We start from the raw sequence: 22877 nt of genomic DNA, 5'->3' as shown, positions 1-22877 counted from the left end.
CGCATTACCTACGGGACGCGGCCCGGCCTCGTCGGTAGAGGATCGTGCCACCCGCGATCAACGCGGCACTGACACCGGACGTGGCCAGCATGGCCTCACTGCCGGTGTGCGCCAGAACGGGCGGCGGAGTGTGCTCCCCACCGGTGGGCGGAGGCGTGTGCTGCCCGCCCGCGGGAGGGGGCGGGGTGTGGTTGCCGCCGGTGGGAGGGGGCGGCGTGTGGTGCCCACCGGTGGGGGGCGGCGGGGTGTGGTGCCCACCCGTAGGAGGGGGCGGGGTGTGGTGCCCACCGGGCGGAGGCGGCGGGGTGTGGTGCCCGCCCGTGGGGGGCGGCGGGGTGTGGTGCCCACCCGAAGGGGGAGGCGGCGTGTGGTGGTGTCCGCCGGGCGGAGGTGGAGTGTGGTGATGTCCACCGGGCGGAGGTGGAGTGTGGTGATGTCCACCGGGCGGAGGCGGCGTGTGGTGATGCCCGCCGGGCGGAGGCGGCGTGTGGTGATGTCCACCGGGCGGAGGCGGCGGCGTCTCCTCACAGTCCTCCGGAGTGCCGTGGCCCGAGTCACCGGAGCCGTAACCGGAGTGATCGCCGGACCCGTAACCCGAGTCGTCTCCGTAGCCATGGCCGGAACCGTGGTTGTGGCCGTACTCGTGGCCGTGGCCGTAACCGGAGCCGTACCCGTAGCCATCGCCGTAGCCATCGCCCGAATCGTCGTCGGAGTCCCCGTACGACGGCTCCACCCACCGGTGTTGCCCGCTGTGCCGGTGCTCCTCCTTGCCGCCGGCACAGGAGTTGCCGAACGTCGGGTTGAGCCCGGACACCCCGTCGGCGGTGTTGCCACAGGCGTTGACCGGTGCGTCGATCGGGACATCGATGCTGTTGCCGGACAGGACGCCCGGCGAATCCTTGGCAGCGCCGCCGGTGTACGAATCGGCCAGGGCGGGGCTGCCGCACAGGGACAGAATGCTCGTCGCGGCGGCCGCCGCGACCATTCCCTTACCCAGGGTCTGTCGCAATCTCGTTGTCTTCCTGCTTGAAGAAGTGGGAAAAAAAGCCGGCCTTGGAACGAAACGTGTCCAAGGCCGGCCGTGACACAGCCGGAACGGCTGGTGTGCTACGTCGTCAGTCGTTGACGCACGTGTTGCCGAACGCCGGGTTCAGCAGGCCGATCACGTCGATCGAGTTGCCGCACACGTTGACGGGGATGTGCACGGGAACCTGGACCACGTTGCCCGAGAGGACACCCGGCGAACCGACAGCCGCACCCTCGGCACCGGCGTCGGCGAAGGCCGGGGCGGCCATACCGAGAGCCATGATCGCACCAGCGACAACAGCAGCGCTCTTCTTCATGAACGTTCCCTTCTCTGCGGTCATGCCCACCATGACCTGCAGCCTGTAAAACGAGGGATAGACGCAGGAAGAAACTCAAGAACGCGTGTCACCTGACAATTCACTCGATCGTCCGCACCGAATTGACGCGATGGCCGCACAAACGCAGAAACGCTTCTCTTCAAGGGGAGCCAGGAAGCGGGCAGCTGCGTGAAAACGACCAGGGCGACCCGCACGGAAATTTCCGGCGGGCCGCCCTGGTCGCGTGATTGACGGTCGGTCAGCTGCCGATCGCGCCGTTGCCCGACAGCACCGGGATGTTGTCGGCGAGGTGCGACAGCGGCTCGTCGCCCTTGGCCTGGGTGGAGTTCTCGGTGCACTGCTGGTTCTGCGGGGCCGAGAGGACCGGCACGTCCTGGAGGACGGTGACCGGCACCAGCACGCCCACGATCGAGGCCGCGTTGACCTTGGCCGGCAGACCGACACAGAGCTTGTTCAGGTCACCCTGGGCGAGCCCGAGCTGGGGGCTCATGTCGCCGGTCGTCTTGGCGTTGCCATAGGCCTGCTCGGCACCGTTCCCGTTGACCGTGGTGACGCCGTTGTCGTTGCCGATGGCCAGCGCCTGCGGGGCGGCCGTCGCCGAGACGCCGACGACGGAAGCCGCGACAGCCGTCGCAGCCATTGCCTTCTTGAGCATTTCTGCGGTCCTTTCCTGGCAGAGACACAATTCCTGCTCCCCCATCAACAGAGGCCGGCCGGAATGGTTGCGTGTCTTCACCCGGTTGGATTCATCTGGGCCATTGGAGTGAATCGGAGCAACCATGCGGCCCGGCGCCAGTTGTTCAGGTCGCTCCGGTGGACGGGGTTACTCCAGAAGGGACCACGCAAGTGATCAAGAAGGTTATGGCTGCTGCGGCTGTCGCCGCTTCCGTCGTCGGAGCCTCGGCTGCCGTCGCCGCCCCGGCGATGGCGATCGGTAACGACAACGGCGTCACCACGACGAACGGCAACGGCGCCGAGCAGGTCTACGGCAACCAGGCCACGTACGGCAACATGAGCCCCCAGATGGCGCTCATCCAGGGCTCGCTGAACAAGCCCTGCATCGGCCTGCCCGCCAAGGCGAACCTGGCCTCGCTGGTCGGCCTCGTGCCGGTCACCGTCGCGCAGGACGTGCCGATCCTCTCCGCGCCGCAGAACCAGCAGTGCACCGAGAACTCCACCCAGGCCAAGGGCGACGAGCCGCTGTCGCACATCCTGGACAACATCCCGGTCCTGTCGGGCAACGGCTCCGCCGGCAGCTGACCTCGCGGACGTATCTCAGCGGGCCGCCGTTCTCTCGGCGGCCCGTTGGTTTGCCTTCGCCGGGACGTGCGGACGGCGGCCGAGGAGTTCGGGAAGCTGCGCGCGGCCCGTCCGCTGGTCCCCCGCGGACAGCAGCCCCTGCCGAGCGACCCGCCGCGGTTCACCCGCCACCTCCCGTGCGAGGCAGCCAACTCGCCCGCACGCGGGCCGACTTATTGCTCCATTCAGGGCAAAGGCCGCAACCAAACCGGCCATCGCCCAGTTGATCATCGCGCGGCTCCGCAACGGGAGTCCGTCCTCCGAAAGGGTTTGAACATGAAGAAGCTGTGGGCGACCGCGGCTGTTGCCGCCTCCCTCGCCGGTGCCACCGGCGCTGTCGCCACCCCGGCGATGGCCATCGGCAACGACGACGGCGTCACCACCACTCAGGGCAACGGCGCCGTGCAGAAGTACGGCAACCAGGAGACCAAGGGCGACATGAGCCCCCAGCTCTCCCTCGTCCAGGGCACCCTGAACAAGCCCTGTGTCGGCCTGCCGGTCAAGGCGAACCTCGCCTCGATCGTCGGCGTCGTTCCGGTCACCGTTCTGCAGGACGTGCCGATCCTCTCGGCCCCGCAGAACCAGCAGTGCACCGAGAACTCGACCCAGGCCAAGGGCGACGAGCCGCTGTCGCACATCCTGGACAACATCCCGGTCCTGTCGGGCAACGGCGCCGTGGGCAGCTGACCTCAGCACCACGCACCACAGAGCGGGCCGCCGAGCACTTCGGCGGCCCGCTCTTCCGTGTCGTAGCACCAACTCCCCTACGATTGCTGCGGCTTGGGCCGCGCGTAGAGGGCCTCGATGTCCTCCGCATAGGCCGCCGTCACCACGTGCCGTTTGAGTTTCAGGGACGGGGTGAGGAGGCCGTTGTCCTCGGTGAACTCGCCCTCGATCAGGGCGAAGGCGCGGATGGACTCGGCGCGGGAGACGGCTTCGTTGGCGTGGTCGACGGCCTTCTGGACGTCGGCGCGCAGGCGTGGGTCCTCGACGAGGTCGGCGAGCGGGGTGTCGGCGGGGAGTTTGCGGACCGCGAGCCAGTGGGCGAGGGCCTCGGGGTCGAGGGTGATCAGGGCGGCGACGAAGGGGCGGTTGTCGCCGACGACCAGGCACTGGCCGACCGGGGCGCGGCTGCGCAGGCGGTCCTCCAGGACGGCCGGGGAGACGTTCTTGCCGCCGTTGGTGACGAGGATGTCCTTCTTGCGGCCGGTGATGGTGAGATAGCCGTCCTCGTCGAGCGCGCCCAGGTCCCCGGTCGCGAACCAGTCGTCCTGCAGTACGGCGTCGGTGGCCGCCGGGTTGTTCCAGTACGCGCCGAAGACCACCCCGCCCTTGACGAGCACCTCGCCGTCGTCGGCGATGCGGATCGTGGTGCCGGGCACCGGGAGGCCGACCGTGCCGGGGCGGGGGCGCAGGGGCGGGACGACGGTGGCGGCGGCGGTCGTCTCGGTGAGGCCGTAGCCCTCGTAGACGATGATTCCGGCGGCGGAGAAGAAGAGGTTGAGGTCGCGGTCGAGCGGGGAGCCGCCGCTGATCGCGTAGCGGAGGCGGCCGCCTAGTTCCTTGCGGATACGGCGGTAGACCAGCAGGTCGTAGAGGGCCCACGCGGCGTAGAGGGCGGGGGCGGGGCCCTTGCCGGTGCCGAGGAACTTGTTCAGGTAGGCCTCGCCGAAGCGGACGGCGATGCGGTCGGCGCGGTCGAAGGAGGCGGCGCGGCCCATCTTCTCGGCGGTCGCGCGGCCGGCGTCGTGGATCTTCTCGAAGAGGTACGGCACGCCGACCAGGAACGTGGGCCTGAACTCCCTTAGCGCCGGGCGGAGTTCGTCGGGCTTGATGCTCGGGCAGTGGCCGATCTCGATGCGGGCCATCAGGCAGGCGATCTGGAGGGTGCGGCCCATGATGTGCGCGAGCGGGAGGAAGAGGAGCGTCGAGGCGACCTGGCCGGTGACCTCCGTGAAGAGGGGGTGCAGCAGCTCGACCAGGTTGGCGGCCTCGGCGTGCAGGTTGGCGTGCGTGAGGACGCAGCCCTTGGGGCGGCCCGTGGTACCGGAGGTGTAGCAGATCGTCGCGATCGTGTCCGGGGTGAGGGAGGCGCGGCGCTTGGTGATCTCGTCGTCGGGCAACTCCTCGCCCAGGGCGGCGAGTTCGGTCATGGCTCCGGCGTCCAGCTGCCAGACGCGCGGGGGTTGGGGGTGGCGGGCCGTGCCGGTGGTGACCGTGTCGGTGTTCTCGGTGGTCTCCGTGATGACGAAGCGGGTGCCCGAGTCCCTGACGATCCACTCCACTTGCTCGGCGGAGGAGGTGGCGTAGATCGGTACCGTCTGGCCGCCGGCCGCCCAGATCGCGAAGTCGAGGACCGTCCACTCGTAGCGGGTACGGGACATGACCGCGACCCGGCCGCCCGGTTCGAGGCCTGCGGCCATCAACCCCTTTGCGGTGGCGGTGACTTCGCGGGCGAAGGCGGTCGCGGTGACGGGGTGCCAGGTGCCGGCCTGTTCGCGGCGGAGGACCACGGTGTCGGGGGCCTCCGCCGCGTTGGTGAACGGGAGGTCGGCGGTGCTGCCGGTCGTCGGGCGCGCGGCGAGGGGCAGCGTGCCCGCCTCTCGTACGACGCCCCGCTCGTCCCGGGTGAGTTCGACCCGGGTGCGGGCCGCCAGGTCGGTGCGTTGCCGCGCCCGCTTCAAGTCCTTGCGTACGCCCATGACGACTGCTCCCGGTCGACGGTGAGACGGTGGCTGGGGCGTCAACTTACTCGCAAGTAGGGGAAGGTCAATGGGGCCGGGCGGGTTGAGTGGGGTTCCGGTGGGTTCAGTTCATTCGGCGCGCCTCGTCGATCGCCTCTGCCAGTTGCCGTACGTCCTTGTCCTCCGTTTTCTTCGCCAACGCGTGCGCGCGGGCGGCGAGTTCGGTGAGGCCCGGGTTGCCGGGCAGTTCGCCGGAGCGGAGGGTGTCGGCGAAGTAGGCGGCCACGGCGGTGACTTGGAAGGTGGTCGGGGCGCTGTTCAGGGAGTCGTGCAGGGCGTCGGTCTCCAGTTGGCCCGAATCCTCGTGCGGGGCGCGGGTGTTGGGGTCGAGCCAGCGGACGCTCGCGGTGGCGAGGTGGCCGTCGGCGCCGGGCCTGGTACGGACGGCGTAGAGAGCGGTGACGGTGTGGCCGGGGCCGATCTCGCCGCCGTCGACGTTGTCGTTGCGGAAGTCGTCGTCGGCGACCTTGCGGTCCTCGTAGCCGATGAGGCGGAACTGGGCGACCGTTTCGGGGTCGAAGGCGACCTGGGCCTTGGCGTCGCGGGCGGTGAGGTCGATGTTCTGCGGGAGTTGGTCGACGAAGACCTTGCGGGCGTCGGCGTCGTCCGAGACGTACGCGGTGTGGCCGTCGCCCTTGTCGGCGAGTTTCTCCATCAGGGCGTCGCCGTAGTCGCTGCCGACGCCGACGCCGAAGAGGGTGATGCCGTGGTCGCGGCGTTCGTTCGCGATGCGCTCCAGGATCGAATCGGCGTTGGTGTCACCGGTGTTGGCGAGGCCGTCGGAGATGAGGACGACGCGGTTGGTGGCGCCCTTGCGCAGGCCCTCGGTGGCGGTGGCGTAGCCGGTCTCGACTCCGGCGCCGAGGTTGGTGGAGGACTGGGTCTCCAACTCGTCGATGGCTTCGTGGACTTGGCCGCGGTGGCCGTCGAGGCGGGTCATCGGGAGGACGGTCTCGGCCTCGTCGCTGAAGGTGACGAGCGCGACCGAGTCGTCGTCGCGGAGTCGGTCGGTCATCTCGTCGAGGGACTTCTTGGCGAGGTCCAGGCGGCCCGTCTCGCTCATGGAACCGGAGACGTCGATCACGAATGTCAGGGCGGCGGGCGGGCGTTCGTCGGTGGAGTCGGCGGTGCGGGTGGCCAGGCCCACACGGACGAGGGACCAGTTGGAGCTGTCGGTGCGGGCGCCGTCGACGGTGACCGTGAAGCCGTTGCCGTCGGGGCGGTCGTAGTCCTGGCGGAAGCTGTTGACGAATTCCTCGGGGCGGACGGTGGAGGGGTCGGGGAGGTGGCCGTCGGCGAGGACGCGGCGGGCGTAGCCGTAGGAGGCGGTGTCGACGTCGAGGGCGAAGGTGGAGAGGTAGTCGGGGGACGGGGCGATCTTGTCGGCGGGGGTGCCGGTCTGTTCGCCGTCCTGTTCGCTGCTGTTGTCGCCGCCGGAGGTGGTGGCGGGGGCCGGGGCCGGGAATCCGGTGTGGTTCGACGCGTTCGAGGTGTTGGAGTGGCTGCCGTTGCCCGCGCCGCAGGCGGTGAGGAGCAGACCGCTCGCAGCGGTGAGGGCGAGGACGGTGGCGCGCAGTCGCCGGGGTTTCCGGGTGCGGTGGTGGGCGTGCTCCTGCCCGGTTCGTGTGCGGTGGGTCTTCATCTCCCGTGCCCCCTCGGTCCGTTGACGTCGGCTTCTGCGACTGTGACGGCGGAGGGGGCGGGAATGTGCGTTACGGGGAGTTGCGGAAGCGTCTCGAAGGGGTCGCGATCATGGCCCGTCGAGACCGGTGGGAGATCCTCCGGTGACCTACGACACGATGTCCTTGCGGGCGAAACCCCGGAAGGCCAGGGCGAACAGCACGATGGCGTACGTAACGGAGACCGCCGTGCCCTGGATCATGCCGGACCACTCGGGATGGGGCTGGACGGCGTCCGCCCAGGCGAACTGCCAGTGTGCGGGCAGGAAGTCGCGCCAGTGGCCGAGGGCGGTGACGGCGTCCAGGACGTTGCCGACGATGGTCAGGCCGACCGCGCCGCCGACCGCGCCGAGGGGGGCGTCGGTCTTGGTCGAGAGCCAGAACGCGAGCCCGGCGGTGACCAGTTGGGACACGAAGATGAACGCCACGACCACCAGCAGGCGTTGGGCCGCCGTGCCCGCGCCGATCGCGCCGCCGGTGGGCAGCTCCAGTGGGCCCCAGCCGTAGGCGGCGGTGCCGACGGCGAGGGCGACGACCGGGAGCAGGATCATCGCGGCGAGGCTGAGGGTCAGGCCGACGATCAGCTTGGACCAGAGGAGGCGGGCCCTCGGTACGGGTGCCGCGAGCAGATAGCGCAGGGAGGACCAGCTGGCCTCCGAGGCGACCGTGTCCCCGCAGAACAGGGCGACCGGGACGACGAGCAGGAAGCCCGCCGACACGAACAGGTTCACCGCGGCGAAGTTGGCGCCGGACGCGGTGGCCGTGTCCATCAGCGTGACCTGGGAGCCGCGCTCGCCCGGGGTGCCGCCGATCGCGAAGGCCGCGACCAGGATGAAGGGCAGCGCGGCGAGGATGCCGCCCATGATCAGTGTGCGGCGCCGCTTCAACTGTCGGACCAGCTCCACCCGTAGGGGCAGGGTGCGGCCGGCCCGGTAGCCGGAGGCCACCTCGACGGGCTCGGCGAGCGTGCTCATGCGGAACCTCCGATCAGGGTGAGGAAGGCGTCTTCGAGGCGGCGGTGGGGGCCGAGGGAAGAGACCGGGACCTCCAGGCGGACCAGCTCTACGAGGAGGCGGGCGGCGGTGAGTGTTTCAGTGCCGTCGGTTTCGCGGGTGACGTTTGCGAGGGTGCCCGAGTGTGCGGCGGCTTGCAGTTGTTCGTCTGCTGCGCCGTCGTGGCTGGGCGCGCTCTGCGGCGGAGCCGCTGATGGATGCAGCCCCGCGCCCCTTTGGGGCGCTGCCGTCAGGCGTACCAGGAGAGCGCCGTCTGTTCGTGTTGCCGACTCGACCCCGGGCAGGGCCGCCACTTTCTCCACCAAGGGCTCCGGGATGTCTGTTGCGAGGCCTACCAGGAGCGTGTCCCCGGAGCCGATGATCTCGGCGACCGGGCCCGCCTGGACGAGGCGGCCGCGGTCCATGACCACCAGGTGGGTGCAGGACTGCTCGACCTCCGCGAGGAGGTGGCTGGAGACGATGACGGTGCGGCCCGCTTCCGCGTAGCGGATCATCACCTCGCGCATCTCGCGGATCTGGGGCGGGTCGAGGCCGTTGGTCGGTTCGTCGAGGATGAGGAGGTCGGGGAGGCCGAGCATGGCCTGGGCGATAGCGAGGCGCTGGCGCATGCCCTGGGAGTAGGTGCGGACCGCGCGGGCGAGCGCGTCGCCGAGGCCCGCGATCTCCAGGGCCTCCTCCAAGTGGGCGTCCTGGGGCGGCCGTCCGGTCGCCTGCCAGTACAGCTCCAGGTTCTCGCGGCCGGAGAGGTGCGGGAGGAAGCCCGCGCCCTCGACGAACGCGCCGACCCTGGAGAGGACGGGGGCACCCGGGCGGATCGCGTGGCCGAAGACCCTGATCTCGCCGGCGTCCGGTTTGATCAGGCCCATCAGCATGCGCAGGGTGGTCGTCTTGCCCGCGCCGTTCGGGCCCAGGAGGCCGAGCACCTGGCCCTTCTCGACGCGGAAGGACAGGTCCCGTACCGCGTACCGGTCCGCCGACTTCGCGTACCGCTTGCTCAAGTCGGTTATCTGGAGCGGGACTTCGGCAAGGGTGGGGTCGGGGGGCGTCGATGCCGTACGCCTGCGGCCGGTCAGCAGCAGGGCCAGGGCGATCGCCGCGCCGGCCAGCGGGAGCCACCACACCCAGGACGGGAGCGTCGCCGCCGCCGTCGTGACGCCGGGGGCCGTCGGCACCTTCAGGTCGCTCTTCAGGGTGACGGTGTACGTCGCCGGGGCCGCCGGGGAGGCGTAGCCGAGGTCCGTGGAAGCGAGGACCAAGCGCAGGTGGTGGCCGCTCTGGACGTCGTAGTCGATGGCCGGGAGGGTGATCGTGACGTCCTTGCCGGACTTGGCGCCCTCGACCCTGAGGGGGGTCACCAGCTGGGAGGGGAGCACCTGTTGGGTGCCGCCGGGGCCCACGTCGTAGACCTTGCCGAAGAGGACGGCGTCGTCGCTCGTCGACTTGACGTGGACGGTGACCGTGGGCGAGCCGGTGATGCGGAGGCCGGTGGTGAGGGGGGCCGAGTCGAACGCGGCGTACTGGCCGGGGAAGTCGAGGGAGACCCCGATGCCCAGGGAGGAGAGCTGGGACAGGCCGCCTGTGCTGCCCAGGCCGGGGAGGGCCGAGATGGCGGGTGGGCTGGCGCCGGCCGGGTTGCTGAAGGACTGTTCGCGACGGCCGGTCAGGGCGATCGTGCGCGGGTCGCTCTCCAGGCCGGGGTACGCGCTGCCGCTCGCGCCGCGCAACAGGGCGGCGCCGTCCGTGGAGTCGACGCCTCCGGTGCGGGTGACGCGGAACGCGGGGCCGGTGTCGGTGTTCTTGTCGTCCTTCAGGTACCGGTCGAACCAGGACGTCACGCGTGCCTGGACGCGGCTCGTCTCCATGTCGCCGCCGTCATGGCCGCCGGCGATCCAGTCGACGTCCACGGGGGCGCCGTTCGCGCGGATCGCCTTCGCGGCGGCGTCGGCCTGGCCGAGCGGGAAGAGGGAGTCGGTCTGGCCCTGGAGGAGGAGCGTCGGGACGTTGATCTGCTTGGCCACGGCCGACGGGGAGCGGGCTTCGAGGAGGGCGCGGGCCTGGGCGTCCGGTGTTCCGGACTCGGCGACCCTGTTGTACATCTGGCACAGCGCGGGCTCGAACTTGGCGCAGCCGCCACCGGAGTTGATGAAGATGCCGGCCCAGAGCTTCTTGAAGACGCCGTTCGGGAACAGGGCGTCCGCGAGGTTCCAGTACGTGATCGCCGGGGCGATCGCGTCGACCCGGTCGTCGTAACCGGCGGCGAGGAGGGAGATCGCGCCTCCGTAGGAACCTCCCGCCATGCCCACGCGCGGGTCGCCTGGTTTGTCCAGTTCGACGTCAGGTTGCTTCGCCAGCCAGTCGATCAGTTCCGATACGTCCTTGACCTCGCCCGACGGGTCGTTCAGGCCGATCTTGCCGGTGGACTTGCCGAAGCCGCGGGCGGACCAGGTGAGTACCGCGTAGCCGTCCCGGGCGAGGTCCTCGGCCTCTTTTCGTACGTCGTCCTTGCTGCCGCCGAAGCCGTGCGCCAGGAGGACGGCGGGGCGGCGGCCGGTGCCGCCGGACGTGAAGTAGGAGGTGTCGAGGCGCACTCCGTCCACGGCCATGACGCGGTCGGAGCGGTGCACCGGAGGCGGGTCGTCGGAGGCAACCGCCGTCCAGGTACCGGCGCCCGCGAGCACGACCACGGCGGCCCCGGCGGCCAGCAGGCGCCGGGGCCCTCGCAGCAGCCCTCGCAGGGCGGGCAGTCGAAGATCCATGCCTCAACGGTACGGCCCGCGACTGACAACCGAGGCAGCCTCCGGGCCGAACCTCCGCCCTCCCCGGGGAGTACGGGCCCCTTCCCGCATACCGCGTCCGTGGTACGAAGTCCCATGACCGGCATCGACAGTCCCGCGATCCGCCGTGCGACCACCGTCGCCGAAGTCACCGCGGCCGAGCACCTCTTCGACGCTCCCGTCCGCACCGAGTGGGCCGAGCGTTTCCTGACCGCCGACGGACACCATCTCTTCCTCGCGTACGACGGGGAATCGGTGGCCGGATTCGTCAGCGGCGTCGAGACCGTCCACCCCGACAAGGGCACCGAGATGCTCCTGTACGAACTCGCGGTCGCGGAGCCGTATCGGCGCAGGGGGATCGGGCGGGCGCTGGTGCGGCGGCTCGACGCGCTCGCGCGGGAGCGGGGCTGCTACGGGATGTGGGTGCTCATCGACACCGGGAACGACGTCGCCCTCGCCACCTACCGCAGCGCGGGTGGCAAGGACGACGGGTCGTGCAGGGTGGTGACGTGGGACTTCACGTAGTGAAGTCGATGGGTGACGGTGACGGGTGACGGGTGACGGTGACGGGTGAACTCGTCTACGCCTGCTGGTCCTCCGGGATCGACACCAACCAGCGGGTCTCGCGGCGCGGGCGCAGGTAGAGCGCCCAGTAGAGGGTGGCCACGGCGACGATCCCGCCCGTCCACAGGAGATAGCTCGTCTCCTGCTGGGTCAGGATGTAGGCCAGGACCGCGATCAGCAGGATCGGCATCGCGGGCCACAACGGCATGCGCCACGCGTGCGTGTGCCTGTGGGATCCGCGGCGGGAGAGCAGGGCGGCTACTGCGACGAGCAGGTACATGCCGGTCACCGAGACGCCTGTCACGCCGTACAACGTGTCCAGGTTGACGAAGCAGAGGACCGCGCCGGGGACGCCTACCGCGAGCGTGGCCACCCAAGGGGAGCCGAAGCGGCCGAGTTTGGAGAAGAGGGTGTTGACCGGGGCGGGCCAGGCCTTGTCCCGGGCCGAGGCGAAGAGGACTCGGGAGTTCTGGATGACCATGACGATGCCGGCGTTGATGATCGCCAGGGCTACGCAGAGGCTGACGAAGGTGCCCACCGCGGAGTTGGACCACGCCGTCACCATGGTGCTGATGTCGCCGCCCGTCAGGGTCGAGAGGTCCGATGCTCCCATCGTGATCGCCACCACCGGGACCAGGATGATCACCGTCGAGATCGCGAGGGTGGCCAGGACCGTGCGGGCGACGTTGCGGCGGGGGTTCTCCAGTTCTTCGGAGAGGTAGACCGCCGTCGAGAAGCCTTGCGTGACGAAGAGGGCTATCGCCAGGCCGGACACCACCAGCATCGCGGTCACCGTGTCCGTGTGGCCGCCCGTCCCCGCCACCTGCATCGACGTCAGGCTGCCCAGGCCTCGTTGGCTGTGCGTGAAGCCGAGCAGCGCTACGACTCCTGCCGCTATGACCTCCAGGACCAGGAAGATGCCCGTGATCCAGGCGTTGGCCCGCAGGTCCAACAGACCTGCCAGCGTGGCCAGGAGCATCACGCCCGCGCCGGTCATCGCCGGGTTCAGGTGCGCTATCGGGGCCAAGTAGTCCGCCGTGCCCATCGCTATCACCGGCGGGACGATCATCACGACCAGGAGGGACAGGACGAAGACCAGCCAGCCTGCCAGGCGGCCCGCCAGTGTCGACACCATCGCGTACTCGCCGCCCGCGCTGGGGATGAGGGTGCCCAGCTCCGAGTAGCAGAACGCCACGGCGACGCAGAGGACCGAGCCGATCGCGATCGTGAGGGCGGTCGCGGTGCCGAGCGAGCCGAACAGGTCGGGGACGACCACGAAGAGCGTGGACGCCGGTGTCACGCAGGAGAGCGTGAGGAGCGTGCCGCCGACGATGCCGATGGAACGCTTCAACTGCTGCGGGCGCTCGGAGCTGTCCGGCGCCTCGGCTGTGGCGGCTCCGGCGGCTTCGGCGGCTTCGGCGGTGGAGAGGGTGTCGGTCACGCGCTGATGGAACATTGACGAAACCGTCACGTCAATGGGTGTTCACCTACGGAATTCGTTGATCCAGAGTGGATGGAGTGGCTTATTCGGCATCTCGACGCAGTGGCGGTCCCGGTTCGACTCGGTGCGGGAACCGCAGCCGTCGTAGGCGAAAAAATGGGGCCGTCCGCGATACGGACGGCCCCACTCGGTGCTGCTCGGTGTTGATCAGTGGTTGCGCGGGAAGCCCAGGTCCACGCCCGACGGGCCGTCGGCCGGGTCCGGCCAGCGGGTGGTGACGACCTTGCCGCGGGTGTAGAAGTGCGTGCCGTCGTTGCCGTAGATGTGGTGGTCCCCGAAGAGGGAGTCCTTCCAGCCGCCGAACGAGTGGTAGCCCACCGGGACGGGGATCGGGACGTTGACGCCGACCATGCCGGCCTCGATCTCCAGCTGGAAGCGGCGGGCCGCGCCGCCGTCGCGGGTGAAGATCGCGGTGCCGTTGCCGAACGGGGAGCTGTTGATCAGCGCCACGCCCTCGTCGTACGTGTCCACGCGCAGGACGCACAGCACCGGGCCGAAGATCTCGTCCTGGTACGCCTTCGCCGTCGTCGGCACCTTGTCGAGGAGGGAGATGCCGATCCAGTGGCCGTCCTCGAAGCCCTCGACCGTGTAGCCGGTGCCGTCGAGGACGACCTCCGCACCCTCGGCCGCCGCGCCGGTGACGTAGGACGCCACCTTGTCGCGGTGGACCTTCGTGATGAGCGGGCCCATCTCGGAGGTGGGGTCGTTGCCGGGGCCGATCTTGATCTTCTCGGCGCGCTCGCGGATCTTCTCGACCAGCTCGTCGCCGATCGAACCGACCGCCACGACGGCCGAGATGGCCATGCAGCGCTCGCCGGCCGAACCGTAGGCCGCGCTCACGGCCGCGTCCGCCGCCGCGTCGAGGTCGGCGTCCGGGAGGACCAGCATGTGGTTCTTGGCGCCGCCCAGGGCCTGGACGCGCTTGTGGTTCGCGGCCGCCGTGGTGTGGATGTAGCGGGCGATCGGGGTCGAGCCGACGAACGACACCGCCTTCACGTCCGGGTGCTCCAGGAGGCGGTCCACCGCCACCTTGTCGCCGTTGACGACGTTGAAGACGCCGTCGGGGAGGCCTGCCTCCGCCAGCAGTTCGGCGATCTTCAAAGACGCCGACGGGTCCTTCTCGGAGGGCTTGAGGACGAAGGTGTTGCCGGTCGCGATGGCGATCGGGAACATCCACATCGGCACCATGGCCGGGAAGTTGAACGGCGTGATGCCCGCGACGACGCCCAGCGGCTGGCGGATCGAGGAGACGTCGACGCGGCTGGCGACCTCGGTCGACAGCTCGCCCTTCAGCTGCACGGTGATCCCGCACGCCAGGTCGACGATCTCCAGGCCGCGCGCGACCTCGCCCAGCGCGTCGCTGTGCACCTTGCCGTGCTCGGCGGTGATCAGTTCGGCGATCGCGTCGCGGTTGGCGTCGAGCAGCGCGCGGAACTTGAAGAGGATCGTGGTCCGCTTGGCGAGGGACGAGGTGCCCCAGGTCGCGTACGCGTCCTTGGCGGCGGCTACGGCCGCGTCGACCTCGTCGACGGTCGCGAAGGCGACCTTGGTGGTGACCGCGCCGGTCGCCGGGTCGGTGACCGGCCCGTACGTGCCCGACGCGCCCTCGACGGTCTTGCCGCCGATCCAGTGGTTGACGATCTTCGTCATGCCCAGTTGCTCCTTCACAGATGGCGGCGTCGGGTGGAGACGTGCCGTTCGTACAGCTCACGTGCCTTGACCGCGGACGATCGGGTCGCGGTCGCGGCCACAGGTACATCCCACCAGGCCTGCGCGGGAGGCGCGCCCGACACAGTGTCTGCGGTTTCGGTCTCCACGTAGACACATGTGGGAGTGTCGGCCGCCCGCGCCACGGCAAGCGCTTCACGCAGGTCGCTGACGGTCTTCGCGCGCAGCACCCGCATCCCGAGACTGGCCGCGTTGGCGGCGAGATCGACGGGCAGCGGGGCGCCGGTGTAGGTGCCGTCGTCGGCCTGGTGGCGGTACGCGGTGCCGAACCGCTCGCCGCCCACCGACTCCGACAGGCCGCCTATCGACGCGTACCCGTGGTTCTGTATCAGCAGCACCTTGATCGCGATGCCTTCCTGTACGGCGGTCACGATCTCCGTCGGCATCATCAGATACGTGCCGTCGCCGACCAGCGCCCACACCGGCCGGTCCGGCGCGGCCAGCTTCACGCCGATCGCGGCCGGGATCTCGTAGCCCATGCAGGAGTAGCCGTACTCCAGGTGGTACTGGTCGAACGACCGCGTCCGCCACAGCTTGTGCAGATCACCGGGGAGCGAGCCCGCCGCGTTGATGAGGATGTCGGACGCGTCGACGATCTCGTCCAGTGCGCCCAGGACTTGGGGCTGTGTCGGCCGTACGTCGGGTTCCTCGGCCTCGTAGCAGGCGTCGACGCGTTGCTCCCAACGCTCCTTGTCCTCGCGGTACTCGGCGATGTACGACTCGGTGACCCGGTAGGCGTCCTGGCCCAACTCCCCTGCCAGCGCGGCGAGTCCGCTCCGCGCGTCCGCGATCAGCGGCTGACCGGCGAGCTTGTTGCCGTCGTAGGCACCGATGTTGAGGTTGAGGAAGCGGACGCCGGGGCGTTCGAAGAGGGTGTGGGAGCCGGTGGTGAAGTCGGTGTACCGGGTGCCGATGCCGATCACCAGGTCGGCCAGCCGGGCGAGTTCGTCGGCGGTCGCGGTGCCGGTGTGGCCGATGCCGCCGACGTCCTGGGGGTGGTCGTGGTTCAGGGAGCCCTTGCCGGCCTGGGTGGACGCGACCGGGATGCCGGTGGCGGCGGCGAACTCCGCGAGGGCGGCCTCCGCTCGGCTGTGGTGGACTCCGCCGCCCGCGATGATCAGGGGGCGCTTGGCCTCGCGAACTGCCCTTACCGCTTCGGCCAGTTCGGCCGGGTCGGCGGCCGGGCGCCTTACGCGCCAGGTGCGTTCGGCGAAGAACTCGTCCGGCCAGTCGTACGCCTCGGCCTGAACGTCCTGCGGGAGAGCGAGAGTTACGGCTCCGGTCTCGACCGGGTCGGCGAGTACGCGCATGGCTTGGAGCGCCGCCGGGATCAGGGCCTCGGGGCGGGTGATCCGGTCGAAGTACTTCGACACCGGGCGCAGGCAGTCGTTGACCGACACATCGCCCGCGTACGGGACTTCGAGCTGCTGGAGCACCGGGTCGGCCACGCGGGTCGCGAAGGTGTCGCCGGGGAGGAGCAGGACCGGGAGGTGGTTGATGGTGGCGAGGGCGGCGCCGGTGACGAGGTTGGTGGCGCCGGGGCCGATGGACGTCGTAACGGCGTGTGCCGACAGGCGATTCGACTGGCGCGCGTAGCCGACTGCCGCGTGGACCATGGACTGTTCGTTGCGGCCCTGGTGGTAGGGCATCTCATCGGCGTACTCGATGAGGGCCTGGCCGAGGCCGGCCACGTTGCCGTGGCCGAAGATGCCCCAGGTCGCGTCGATCAACCGCCGCCGTACGCCGTCGCGTTCGGTGTACTGGACGGACAGGAACCGTACGAGTGCCTGTGCGACCGTCAGCCTCGTCGTCGAGGTCATCGGTAACCACCTGTGCTTTCAACGTGGTCCGGGTGGAAGCAGATCCGCCACTCCCTCGTTCCACCCGGCCCCGCCATGACGTTCAGGTAGTACATGTCGTGACCCGGCTGGGCGATCGACGGACCGTGCCAGCCATCGGGCACGAGCACGGCGTCGCCGGAGCGGACCTCCGCGAGGACGTCGGATCCGCCCTCACGGGAGGGGAATACGCGCTGATAGCCGAAACCGTTCGGGCCGTCGATCTCGAAGTAGTAGATCTCCTCCAACTCGGCTTCCTCGCCCGGCCGTTGTTCGTCGTGCTTGTGGGGCGGGTACGAGGACCAGTTGCCGCCTGGGGTGATCACCTCGACCGCGATCAGCTTGTCGCAGTCGAAGGCGTCGGCCGAGGCGAAGTTGCGGATGCGGCGAAGGCAGGTGCCGTCGCCGCGTCGTTCCACCGGAACCTCCGGCGCGGGGCCGTAGCGAGCGGGGAGTCGTCGCTCGCACTTCGCTCCTGCCAGGGCGAAGCGGCCTCCCGCGCCGGAGGCGATCTTGACCTGGGCGTCTCGGGGCACGTACGCGAAGTCGGTGACTCCGGCGAACACGCTTTCCCTGCCCAGGAGTTGGAACTCTTCGTCCGCAATTCGCACGGTACATCCCCCGCCGAGCGGAAGCACGATCCACTCGCTGTCACCGGTGGTGAAGTGGTGTGTCCCGCCCGGCTCCAGCTCGACGACCCGCAGACTGCTGTGGGTCCAGCCGGCCCGCTTGGGGTCGATGTCCACGGCGTACTGCGCGTTGGCGGCCGAGCCCTTGGGGACGTACAGCTCGGGGATGTACGGCTGCTGCCCGGCGGTCGTCATAAGCCGGCCCTCACAGCAGTCCTACGGCGGTGTCCACGGCGGCGGCGACGTCTCCGTCCGCCGGGTAGAGCAGCGAGCGGCCGACCACCAGGCCGCGCACGGTGGGGAGTTGGAGGGCGCCGCGCCACTTCTCGTAGGCGCCGTCCTGGTCGTCGCCGACCTCCCCGCCGAGGAGCACGGCGGGGAGGGTGGAGGTCTCCATGACCTGGGCCATGTCGTCCGGGTTCTCGGTGACCGGGAGCTTGAGCCAGGTGTAGGCCGAAGTGCCGCCCAGGCCCGAGGAGATGGCGATGGACTTGATGACGGCCTCGGCGGAGAGGTCGTTCTTCAGCTTGCCCTCGTCGGTGCGGCGGCTGATGAACGGCTCGACGAACAGCGGGAGTTGACGCGCGGCCATGTCGTCGATGGCGCGGGCGGTGGACTCCAGGGTGGTGAGGGAGCCCGGGTCGTCGTAGTCGATGCGCAGGAGCAGCTTGCCGGCGTCGAAGTTGAGACGCTCGATGTCCTCGGCGCGGTGGCCGGTGAAGCGGTCGTCGAGTTCGAAGCTCGCGCCTTGCAGCCCGCCGCGGTTCATCGAGCCCATGACGACCTTGCCGTCGAGGGCGCCGAGGAGCAGGAGGTCGTCGAGGATGTCGGCGGTCGCGAGGACGCCGTCGACTCCGGGCCGGGAGAGGGCGAGGCAGAGGCGTTCGAGCAGTTCGGCGCGGTTGGCCATGGCGAGCTTGTGGTCGCCGACGCCGAGCGCGCCGCGGGCCGGGTGGTCGGCGGCGACGATCATCAGCCGGCCCGCGTCGTTGAGCAGCGGGCGCCGGACGCGGCGGGCGGCGGCCTCGGCGATCGCCTCGGGGTGCCGGGCGCGGACGCGGACGAGCTCGGAGATGTCGACGCGGGGGCCGGGGCCGCCCTCGTGACCGGAGGGGCGGGGGCCGGGGCCGCCCTCGTGACCGGAGGGGCGTGAGGGGTCGGTGGGGTGCGAGGGATCGGCGGAGCCCGACGGGTCGGTGAGCCCGTCGCCGCCCTCGTGTTCGTGCTCGTGTTCGGCGCCCGTCACGCGGCCGGCCCTCACAGGACCGCTCCGGCGGCGACCGCGCCCTCGACCTCGGCGACGGTGGGCATCGCGGAGGAGCACTCCAGGCGGGAGGCGACGATCGCGCCGGCCGCGTTGGCGTGCCGCATGATCTTCTCCAGGTCCCAGCCGGACAGCAGGCCGTGGCAGAGCGAGCCGCCGAAGGCGTCACCGGCGCCGAGTCCGTTGAGGACGGTCACGGGGAGCGGGGGCACCTCGGCGGTCGTGCCGTCGCGGTGCACGGCCAGGACGCCCTTGGGGCCCTGCTTGACTACGGCGAGTTCGACACCGGCGTCCAGCAGCGCGCGGGCGGCGGCATGCGGTTCGCGTACGCCGGTGGCGACCTCCACCTCGTCGAGGTTGCCGACGGCGACGGTGGTGTGGCGCAGGGCCTCTTCGTAGAAGGGGCGGGCCGCGCTCGGGTCCTTCCAGAACATGGGGCGCCAGTCGAGGTCGAAGACCGTCGTACCGGACTTGGCGCGGTGGGCGAGGGCCGCGAGCGTGGCCGTACGGCTGGGCTCCTCGCTCAGGCCGGTGCCGGTGATCCAGAAGATACGGGCCTCGTGGATCGCGTCCAGGTCGAGCTCGTGGGCGTCGATCTCCAGATCCGGGGCCTTGGGCTGCCGGTAGAAGTACAGGGGGAAGTCGTCCGGCGGGAAGATCTCGCAGAACGTCACCGGGGTCGGGTACGCGGCGACCGGCGTGACCCAGCGGTCGTCCACCCCGAAGTCCTTGAGGGCCTCGTGCAGGTAGGTGCCGAAGGGGTCGTCGCCGGTGCGCGAGACCAGGGCGACCTCGTGGCCCAGGCGGGCGGCAGCCACCGCGACGTTCGCCGCCGAGCCCCCGAGGAACTTCCCGAAGGTCGTCACCTGGGGCAGCGGCACGCCCGTCTGCAGCGGATAGAGGTCCACCCCTAGCCGCCCCATGGTGATCAGGTCGTACGCCATCGACTTCCCCTTTATTTCGGCTCTCCACGGTTTGTAGTCCCGGTGGCCGAGCCCTGTCAATGTTTTGTCCAGACATTCGGACGAGACGGGGCGGGTTGGGGGTAAGGGCTTGCATTTTTGTCGGGTGCGGGTCCGTCGTGGTTGCTCGCGCCCACGCGGCGGAGCCGCACATCGATACAGCCCCGCGCCCCTTACCGGCGCTGTCGTCCCGTAGGACTATGAGTGGATGTCTGTTGGTGCCTTGCACATCCGGCGTGGGTACGGGGTCGGTGGGTCATGGGAGACCGCGATTGGGGCGCCCCATGCTCGCCTGCTGCCCGGGGTGATCAGTTATCGCGGGATGCGGCTGGACCTCGTACGCCCTCGGGCTCGGTTGGAGGCGCCGATCGGGGCGGCCACGTTGCTGCTCGGGTTCGAGGGGTCGGTGCGGATCTCGCGGGTGGGGCGGCCTACGGCGACGCTGGGATCCGTGTTCTGTGGGCCTACGACGACTGCGGCGCTCGGTGAACACAGTGGACGGCTCGCGGGAGTTGAGGTGTTGTTGATGCCGTGGGCCGCGTTCACGTTGTTCGGTACGGCTCAGCACGAGCTTGCCGACCGGGTGGTGGATCCTGATGAACTCCCGCACACGCTCGGCTCCCAGTGGACCGGACTCGGCGAACTGGCCGCCGCGCTGGCCGCGTTGCCGACCTGGGAGGCTCGATTCGGGCTGCGGGACGACGTGTTGACCCGATGGTCGGCGGCCGGTACGCCGAGTTCGGAGCGGGTGGTCCTGGCCTGGTCCGAGCTGGTGCGGACCCGGGGCGCGGTGCCGGTGCCCCGGCTCGCGGACGAAGTGGGCTGGAGCGTAAGGCAGTTGGAGAACCGCTTCCGGGAACAGATCGGCCTCGGCCCCAAGGCGGCGGCACGGGTACTGAGGTTGCAGCGCGCCCGGCGACTCCTCGCGTCCGGCCGCAGCCAGGCGGAGACGGCGGCGGTCTGCGGGTTCTACGACCAGGCGCATCTGAGCGGCGAGTTCAGGGCGATGACGGGGTGTACGCCGGGGCAGTTCGCGGTGGCCCGGGTGAGTCCGGCGATGGCGCGGGCCGGGATGCCCGCCGGGGACCGGATGACGGGTGAGGCGACGAGTCTGTTGATCGCGCCGGGCCGTAGTGCGGATTTTTCCAAGACCGGCAGGGCGCGTTGATGCAGGCTGAGCGCCTGGCCGGTTGATCCCTGAGGACGCGCAGGCCTCCAGTGGGTCGACCGGCCGCAGGGGGATGCGGGGAGCCGGTGGGCCGGGCCCGGCGCAGCGGGTCCGGCCCACCTTGCTGTGCCGCCCGCCTTGCTGCGCCGCCCGGCTCGCCGTGCCACCCGCTTGCCATGCCGCCCCGGTGGACCGGTCCTGGTTTTCGGCGGGAGTCAACGCGCCGCGCCACTGCGCCCGCGTGCGCCTTTGCGTCACCTCTGTCACAAAAGCCCCCCTCGTGTCACACATGTCGCGTGTACGCGGGTCTTGCGTCACACCCGGCACACAGGCACTTCCCCTTCCTCACGCCGTGTCGTTCACCGGGCACAGGCTTTGTGATCGCCAGCGCAGCGCACGGCTCCCCCGACGGCCGCCCCCGGCCGCCGCCGCGGCGCGCGCAGGGAGGTGCACTCATGACCGACCGACGGCTCTGGTCGTACAAGGAAATCGCGGCCCACATCCGCGTCCAGCCCGACACCGTCCGCTCCTACCGCAAGCACGGCCTGCTGCCCCCGCCCGACCACGTGGAGAGCGGCAAGCCGTTCTGGTACGCCGACACGGTCCGGGCGTGGGTGGCCTCCCGGCCGGGGAACCGGGGGCGCAGGGACGACTGACCCGACTTCGGGTTCGGCCGGGCCGGTCACGTCCGTCGGTTGGACGGGCCGGCCCCGGGGGAGCCGGGGGCGGGTGTAGGCGATCGTGGGTCCCGGCGGCGATCGGTGCCCTGCTCCGCCCGACCTCACCCGACCTCGCCCGACCTCACCGGGTGGGGTCTCGGCCCATGGGCCTACTCGCCCGGCGGAACCCGCACGAAGCCCTCGGTCCAACCGTCCTCGTCGAGTTCGCAGGCGTCGAAGTAGAAGCACTCCGGTTCGTCACGGAAGCCCGGCAGCAGTCGAGCCTGACGCACCCGCTCTTCCGCCCGTTCGAGAGTCGAGTAGATACCGAGCAGCTTCAGGTCGTCACCGTCCGCCTCGTCGCAGAACACGCCGCTCTCGTCGACGTGCACTGTCGAGCCGTCGTCGCCGGCTTCGTTCTGGTGGCCGACATGCCACAGCGGATACACGATCACGGACGCGAAGCTAGCAGCACCCGTTCGTGGCCCGCGCCGTTCGACGCCCCTCCGATCCGGTCGCACCGTTCAACGACTCCGGTCACCCTCGCCGAAACACCGTGTGTGCACACGCGCGTCGATTTCTTGGTGGACCGCCCTCACCTCCACGGCTCGATGACAGTCACCCCCGCCCCCGGCGCCGAACCCATCGCGGCGAGCGCCGCCGGGGTCTCGTCCAGGGTGATCGTGGTGGTGGCCAGGAGGTCGGGGCGGAGTACTCCTGAGCGGACGAGTTCCAGCATGGGTGGGTAGGTGTGCGCGGCCATGCCGTGGCTGCCGAGGAGGTCGAGTTCCAGGGCGATCGCTCGGGCCATCGGGATCGGGGTCGTGCCGGACGAGGAGGGGAGGAGGCCCACCTGGATGTGGCGGCCCCGGCGGCGCAGGCCGTTCACCGAGGCCGCGCAGGTCGCCGGGGAGCCCAGGGCGTCCAGGGACAAGTGGGCGCCGCCGCCGGTCAGTTCGCGTACCGCCCGTGCCGTGTCCGGGGTGTGCGTGCCGTCCACGCACTCCGTCGCCCCGAACTTCCTTGCCAGCGCGAGCGCTTGGGGTGAGATGTCGACCGCGACGACCCTGGCGCCGGAGGCCGCCGCGATCATCACCGCCGACAGGCCCACTCCCCCGCAGCCGTGCACCGCGACCCACTCGCCCGGTGCGACCCTGCCCCGCTGCACCACCGCGCGGAACGCCGTCGCGAACCGGCAGCCCAGGGAGGCCGCCGTCGTGAAGGTCATCTCGTCCGGCATGGCTACGAGGTTCACGTCGGCGTGGTCCAGCGACACGTACTGGGCGAAGGAACCCCAGTGGGTGAAGCCGGGCTGGGTCTGGCGTTCGCAGATCTGCTGGTCGCCCGCGGCGCAGGTGGGGCAGGTTCCGCAGGCGCAGACGAAGGGGACGGTGACTCGGTCGCCGGGGTGCCAGGCGGTGACCCTGTCGCCAACTGCCTCGATGACACCGGCGAGTTCATGTCCCGGTACGTGGGGCAGGGTGATGTCCGGGTCGTGGCCCTGCCAGCCGTGCCAGTCGCTGCGGCAGAGGCCGGTGGCTTCCACCCGGACGACCACTCCGTGGGGTGCGGGGTGGGGGTCGGGTACGTCGCGTACCTTGGCCGGCTCTCCGTACTGGTCGAAGACCACCGCTCTCATCTGCGTTCCCATCGCCGTTGCGGTCTGCGGGTCCATTGTGGCTGGTCGTGCC

The 22877-nt window shown here is 70.2% G+C and carries 20 protein-coding genes; 5 read left to right on the top strand and 15 right to left on the bottom strand.

The features are described 5' to 3' along the window. Positions 1-4: 4 nt before the first annotated feature. The 3 genes from ACIBK4_RS32385 to ACIBK4_RS32375 form a co-directional block, all read right to left on the bottom strand. Positions 5-1009, bottom strand: coding sequence for a chaplin (locus tag ACIBK4_RS32385; RefSeq protein WP_399000444.1), 1005 nt, complete (start codon positions 1007-1009; stop codon positions 5-7). 106 nt (positions 1010-1115) lie between these two features. Beyond that, entirely contained in the window at positions 1116-1343 is a 228-nt protein-coding gene (gene chpD, locus ACIBK4_RS32380) for a chaplin ChpD (protein WP_033284615.1), read from the bottom strand. A gap of 259 nt (positions 1344-1602) precedes the next feature. Further along, positions 1603-2019, bottom strand: coding sequence for a rodlin (locus ACIBK4_RS32375; protein WP_399000442.1), 417 nt, complete (start codon positions 2017-2019; stop codon positions 1603-1605). A gap of 191 nt (positions 2020-2210) precedes the next feature. On the opposite strand from ACIBK4_RS32375, the gene ACIBK4_RS32370 reads away from it, so the two are divergent. Both ACIBK4_RS32370 and ACIBK4_RS32365 read left to right on the top strand, forming a co-directional pair. Next, the gene (locus ACIBK4_RS32370) at positions 2211-2624 is read left to right on the top strand and encodes a rodlin (RefSeq protein ID WP_200711929.1); all 414 of its coding nucleotides are present in this window, start codon (positions 2211-2213) and stop codon (positions 2622-2624) included. 315 nt (positions 2625-2939) lie between these two features. Further along, entirely contained in the window at positions 2940-3350 is a 411-nt protein-coding gene (locus tag ACIBK4_RS32365) for a rodlin (protein WP_366436616.1), read from the top strand. Between the two features lie 77 nt (positions 3351-3427). On the opposite strand, the gene ACIBK4_RS32360 is transcribed toward ACIBK4_RS32365, so the two are convergent. The 4 genes from ACIBK4_RS32360 to ACIBK4_RS32345 all read right to left on the bottom strand — a co-directional run bounded on the left by ACIBK4_RS32360 (position 3428) and on the right by ACIBK4_RS32345 (position 10855). Continuing rightward, positions 3428-5365, bottom strand: coding sequence for an AMP-dependent synthetase/ligase (locus ACIBK4_RS32360; RefSeq protein WP_399000438.1), 1938 nt, complete (start codon positions 5363-5365; stop codon positions 3428-3430). 106 nt (positions 5366-5471) lie between these two features. Continuing rightward, positions 5472-7049 (bottom strand): von Willebrand factor type A domain-containing protein, encoded by a 1578-nt coding sequence (locus ACIBK4_RS32355; RefSeq protein ID WP_399000436.1) that lies wholly within the window; start codon positions 7047-7049, stop codon positions 5472-5474. Between the two features lie 147 nt (positions 7050-7196). Beyond that, positions 7197-8060 (bottom strand): ABC transporter permease, encoded by an 864-nt coding sequence (locus tag ACIBK4_RS32350; protein ID WP_399000434.1) that lies wholly within the window; start codon positions 8058-8060, stop codon positions 7197-7199. Further along, positions 8057-10855: a CocE/NonD family hydrolase gene (locus ACIBK4_RS32345; RefSeq protein WP_399000432.1), complete on the bottom strand. Its 2799-nt coding sequence runs from the start codon at positions 10853-10855 to the stop codon at positions 8057-8059. The genes ACIBK4_RS32350 and ACIBK4_RS32345 overlap by 4 nt, the downstream gene beginning before the upstream one ends. Positions 10856-10969: 114 nt before the next feature. Between ACIBK4_RS32345 and ACIBK4_RS32340 the strand changes: the two genes are divergently transcribed. After that, a complete protein-coding gene (locus ACIBK4_RS32340) occupies positions 10970-11398 on the top strand; it encodes a GNAT family N-acetyltransferase (protein WP_399000430.1) in 429 nt (142 codons plus the stop codon). Positions 11399-11453: 55 nt separating this feature from the next. On the opposite strand, the gene ACIBK4_RS32335 is transcribed toward ACIBK4_RS32340, so the two are convergent. The 6 genes from ACIBK4_RS32335 to iolC form a co-directional block, all read right to left on the bottom strand. Beyond that, positions 11454-12878 carry an APC family permease gene (locus tag ACIBK4_RS32335; RefSeq protein WP_399000427.1) on the bottom strand — a complete coding sequence of 475 codons (1425 nt, stop codon included), beginning with the start codon at positions 12876-12878 and terminating at the stop codon, positions 11454-11456. Between the two features lie 207 nt (positions 12879-13085). Continuing rightward, a complete protein-coding gene (mmsA, locus tag ACIBK4_RS32330; RefSeq protein WP_399000424.1) occupies positions 13086-14588 on the bottom strand; it encodes a CoA-acylating methylmalonate-semialdehyde dehydrogenase in 1503 nt (500 codons plus the stop codon). Between the two features lie 14 nt (positions 14589-14602). Then, positions 14603-16486, bottom strand: a complete 1884-nt coding sequence (gene iolD, locus ACIBK4_RS32325; RefSeq protein WP_399000422.1) for a 3D-(3,5/4)-trihydroxycyclohexane-1,2-dione acylhydrolase (decyclizing) — start codon at positions 16484-16486, stop codon at positions 14603-14605. Continuing rightward, entirely contained in the window at positions 16483-17328 is an 846-nt protein-coding gene (gene iolB / locus ACIBK4_RS32320) for a 5-deoxy-glucuronate isomerase (RefSeq protein ID WP_399000420.1), read from the bottom strand. The genes iolD and iolB overlap by 4 nt, the downstream gene beginning before the upstream one ends. A gap of 10 nt (positions 17329-17338) precedes the next feature. Continuing rightward, the gene (locus ACIBK4_RS32315) at positions 17339-18208 is read right to left on the bottom strand and encodes a deoxyribose-phosphate aldolase (RefSeq protein WP_399000789.1); all 870 of its coding nucleotides are present in this window, start codon (positions 18206-18208) and stop codon (positions 17339-17341) included. 182 nt (positions 18209-18390) lie between these two features. Further along, positions 18391-19341, bottom strand: coding sequence for a 5-dehydro-2-deoxygluconokinase (gene iolC / locus ACIBK4_RS32310; protein WP_399000417.1), 951 nt, complete (start codon positions 19339-19341; stop codon positions 18391-18393). Positions 19342-19681: 340 nt separating this feature from the next. Between iolC and ACIBK4_RS32305 the strand changes: the two genes are divergently transcribed. After that, positions 19682-20527: a helix-turn-helix domain-containing protein gene (locus ACIBK4_RS32305; RefSeq protein WP_399000787.1), complete on the top strand. Its 846-nt coding sequence runs from the start codon at positions 19682-19684 to the stop codon at positions 20525-20527. Positions 20528-20982: 455 nt separating this feature from the next. Then, a complete protein-coding gene (locus ACIBK4_RS32300; protein WP_200691293.1) occupies positions 20983-21183 on the top strand; it encodes an AlpA family transcriptional regulator in 201 nt (66 codons plus the stop codon). Positions 21184-21356: 173 nt separating this feature from the next. Here the strand turns inward: ACIBK4_RS32300 and ACIBK4_RS32295 are convergent, their stop codons facing one another. Then, positions 21357-21641: a hypothetical protein gene (locus tag ACIBK4_RS32295; RefSeq protein ID WP_399000414.1), complete on the bottom strand. Its 285-nt coding sequence runs from the start codon at positions 21639-21641 to the stop codon at positions 21357-21359. A 140-nt stretch (positions 21642-21781) separates the two neighbouring features. Continuing rightward, complete coding sequence (locus ACIBK4_RS32290) at positions 21782-22825, bottom strand: zinc-dependent alcohol dehydrogenase family protein (RefSeq protein ID WP_399000412.1); 1044 nt, start codon at positions 22823-22825, stop codon at positions 21782-21784. Positions 22826-22877: the final 52 nt, after the last annotated feature.

Source organism: Streptomyces sp. NPDC050528 (genome assembly GCF_044457795.1).
Classification (GTDB): domain Bacteria; phylum Actinomycetota; class Actinomycetes; order Streptomycetales; family Streptomycetaceae; genus Streptomyces.
Note: the sequence above shows the minus strand (reverse complement) of the source record. Positions and strands in the feature narration are given on the sequence as shown.

Bases quoted from the DNA above. Each gene is read 5' to 3' on its own strand.
- chpD (WP_033284615.1), bottom strand. From the start codon at position 1,343: ATGAAGAAGAGCGCTGCTGTTGTCGCTGGTGCGATCATGGCTCTCGGT.
- ACIBK4_RS32375 (WP_399000442.1), bottom strand. From the start codon at position 2,019: ATGCTCAAGAAGGCAATGGCTGCGACGGCTGTCGCGGCTTCCGTCGTC.
- ACIBK4_RS32365 (WP_366436616.1), top strand. From the start codon at position 2,940: ATGAAGAAGCTGTGGGCGACCGCGGCTGTTGCCGCCTCCCTCGCCGGT.
- ACIBK4_RS32360 (WP_399000438.1), bottom strand. From the start codon at position 5,365: ATGGGCGTACGCAAGGACTTGAAGCGGGCGCGGCAACGCACCGACCTG.
- ACIBK4_RS32355 (WP_399000436.1), bottom strand. From the start codon at position 7,049: ATGAAGACCCACCGCACACGAACCGGGCAGGAGCACGCCCACCACCGC.
- ACIBK4_RS32350 (WP_399000434.1), bottom strand. From the start codon at position 8,060: ATGAGCACGCTCGCCGAGCCCGTCGAGGTGGCCTCCGGCTACCGGGCC.
- ACIBK4_RS32345 (WP_399000432.1), bottom strand. From the start codon at position 10,855: ATGGATCTTCGACTGCCCGCCCTGCGAGGGCTGCTGCGAGGGCCCCGG.
- ACIBK4_RS32340 (WP_399000430.1), top strand. From the start codon at position 10,970: ATGACCGGCATCGACAGTCCCGCGATCCGCCGTGCGACCACCGTCGCC.
- mmsA (WP_399000424.1), bottom strand. From the start codon at position 14,588: ATGACGAAGATCGTCAACCACTGGATCGGCGGCAAGACCGTCGAGGGC.
- iolD (WP_399000422.1), bottom strand. From the start codon at position 16,486: ATGACCTCGACGACGAGGCTGACGGTCGCACAGGCACTCGTACGGTTC.
- iolB (WP_399000420.1), bottom strand. From the start codon at position 17,328: ATGACGACCGCCGGGCAGCAGCCGTACATCCCCGAGCTGTACGTCCCC.
- iolC (WP_399000417.1), bottom strand. From the start codon at position 19,341: ATGGCGTACGACCTGATCACCATGGGGCGGCTAGGGGTGGACCTCTAT.
- ACIBK4_RS32305 (WP_399000787.1), top strand. From the start codon at position 19,682: ATGCGGCTGGACCTCGTACGCCCTCGGGCTCGGTTGGAGGCGCCGATC.
- ACIBK4_RS32300 (WP_200691293.1), top strand. From the start codon at position 20,983: ATGACCGACCGACGGCTCTGGTCGTACAAGGAAATCGCGGCCCACATC.
- ACIBK4_RS32290 (WP_399000412.1), bottom strand. From the start codon at position 22,825: ATGAGAGCGGTGGTCTTCGACCAGTACGGAGAGCCGGCCAAGGTACGC.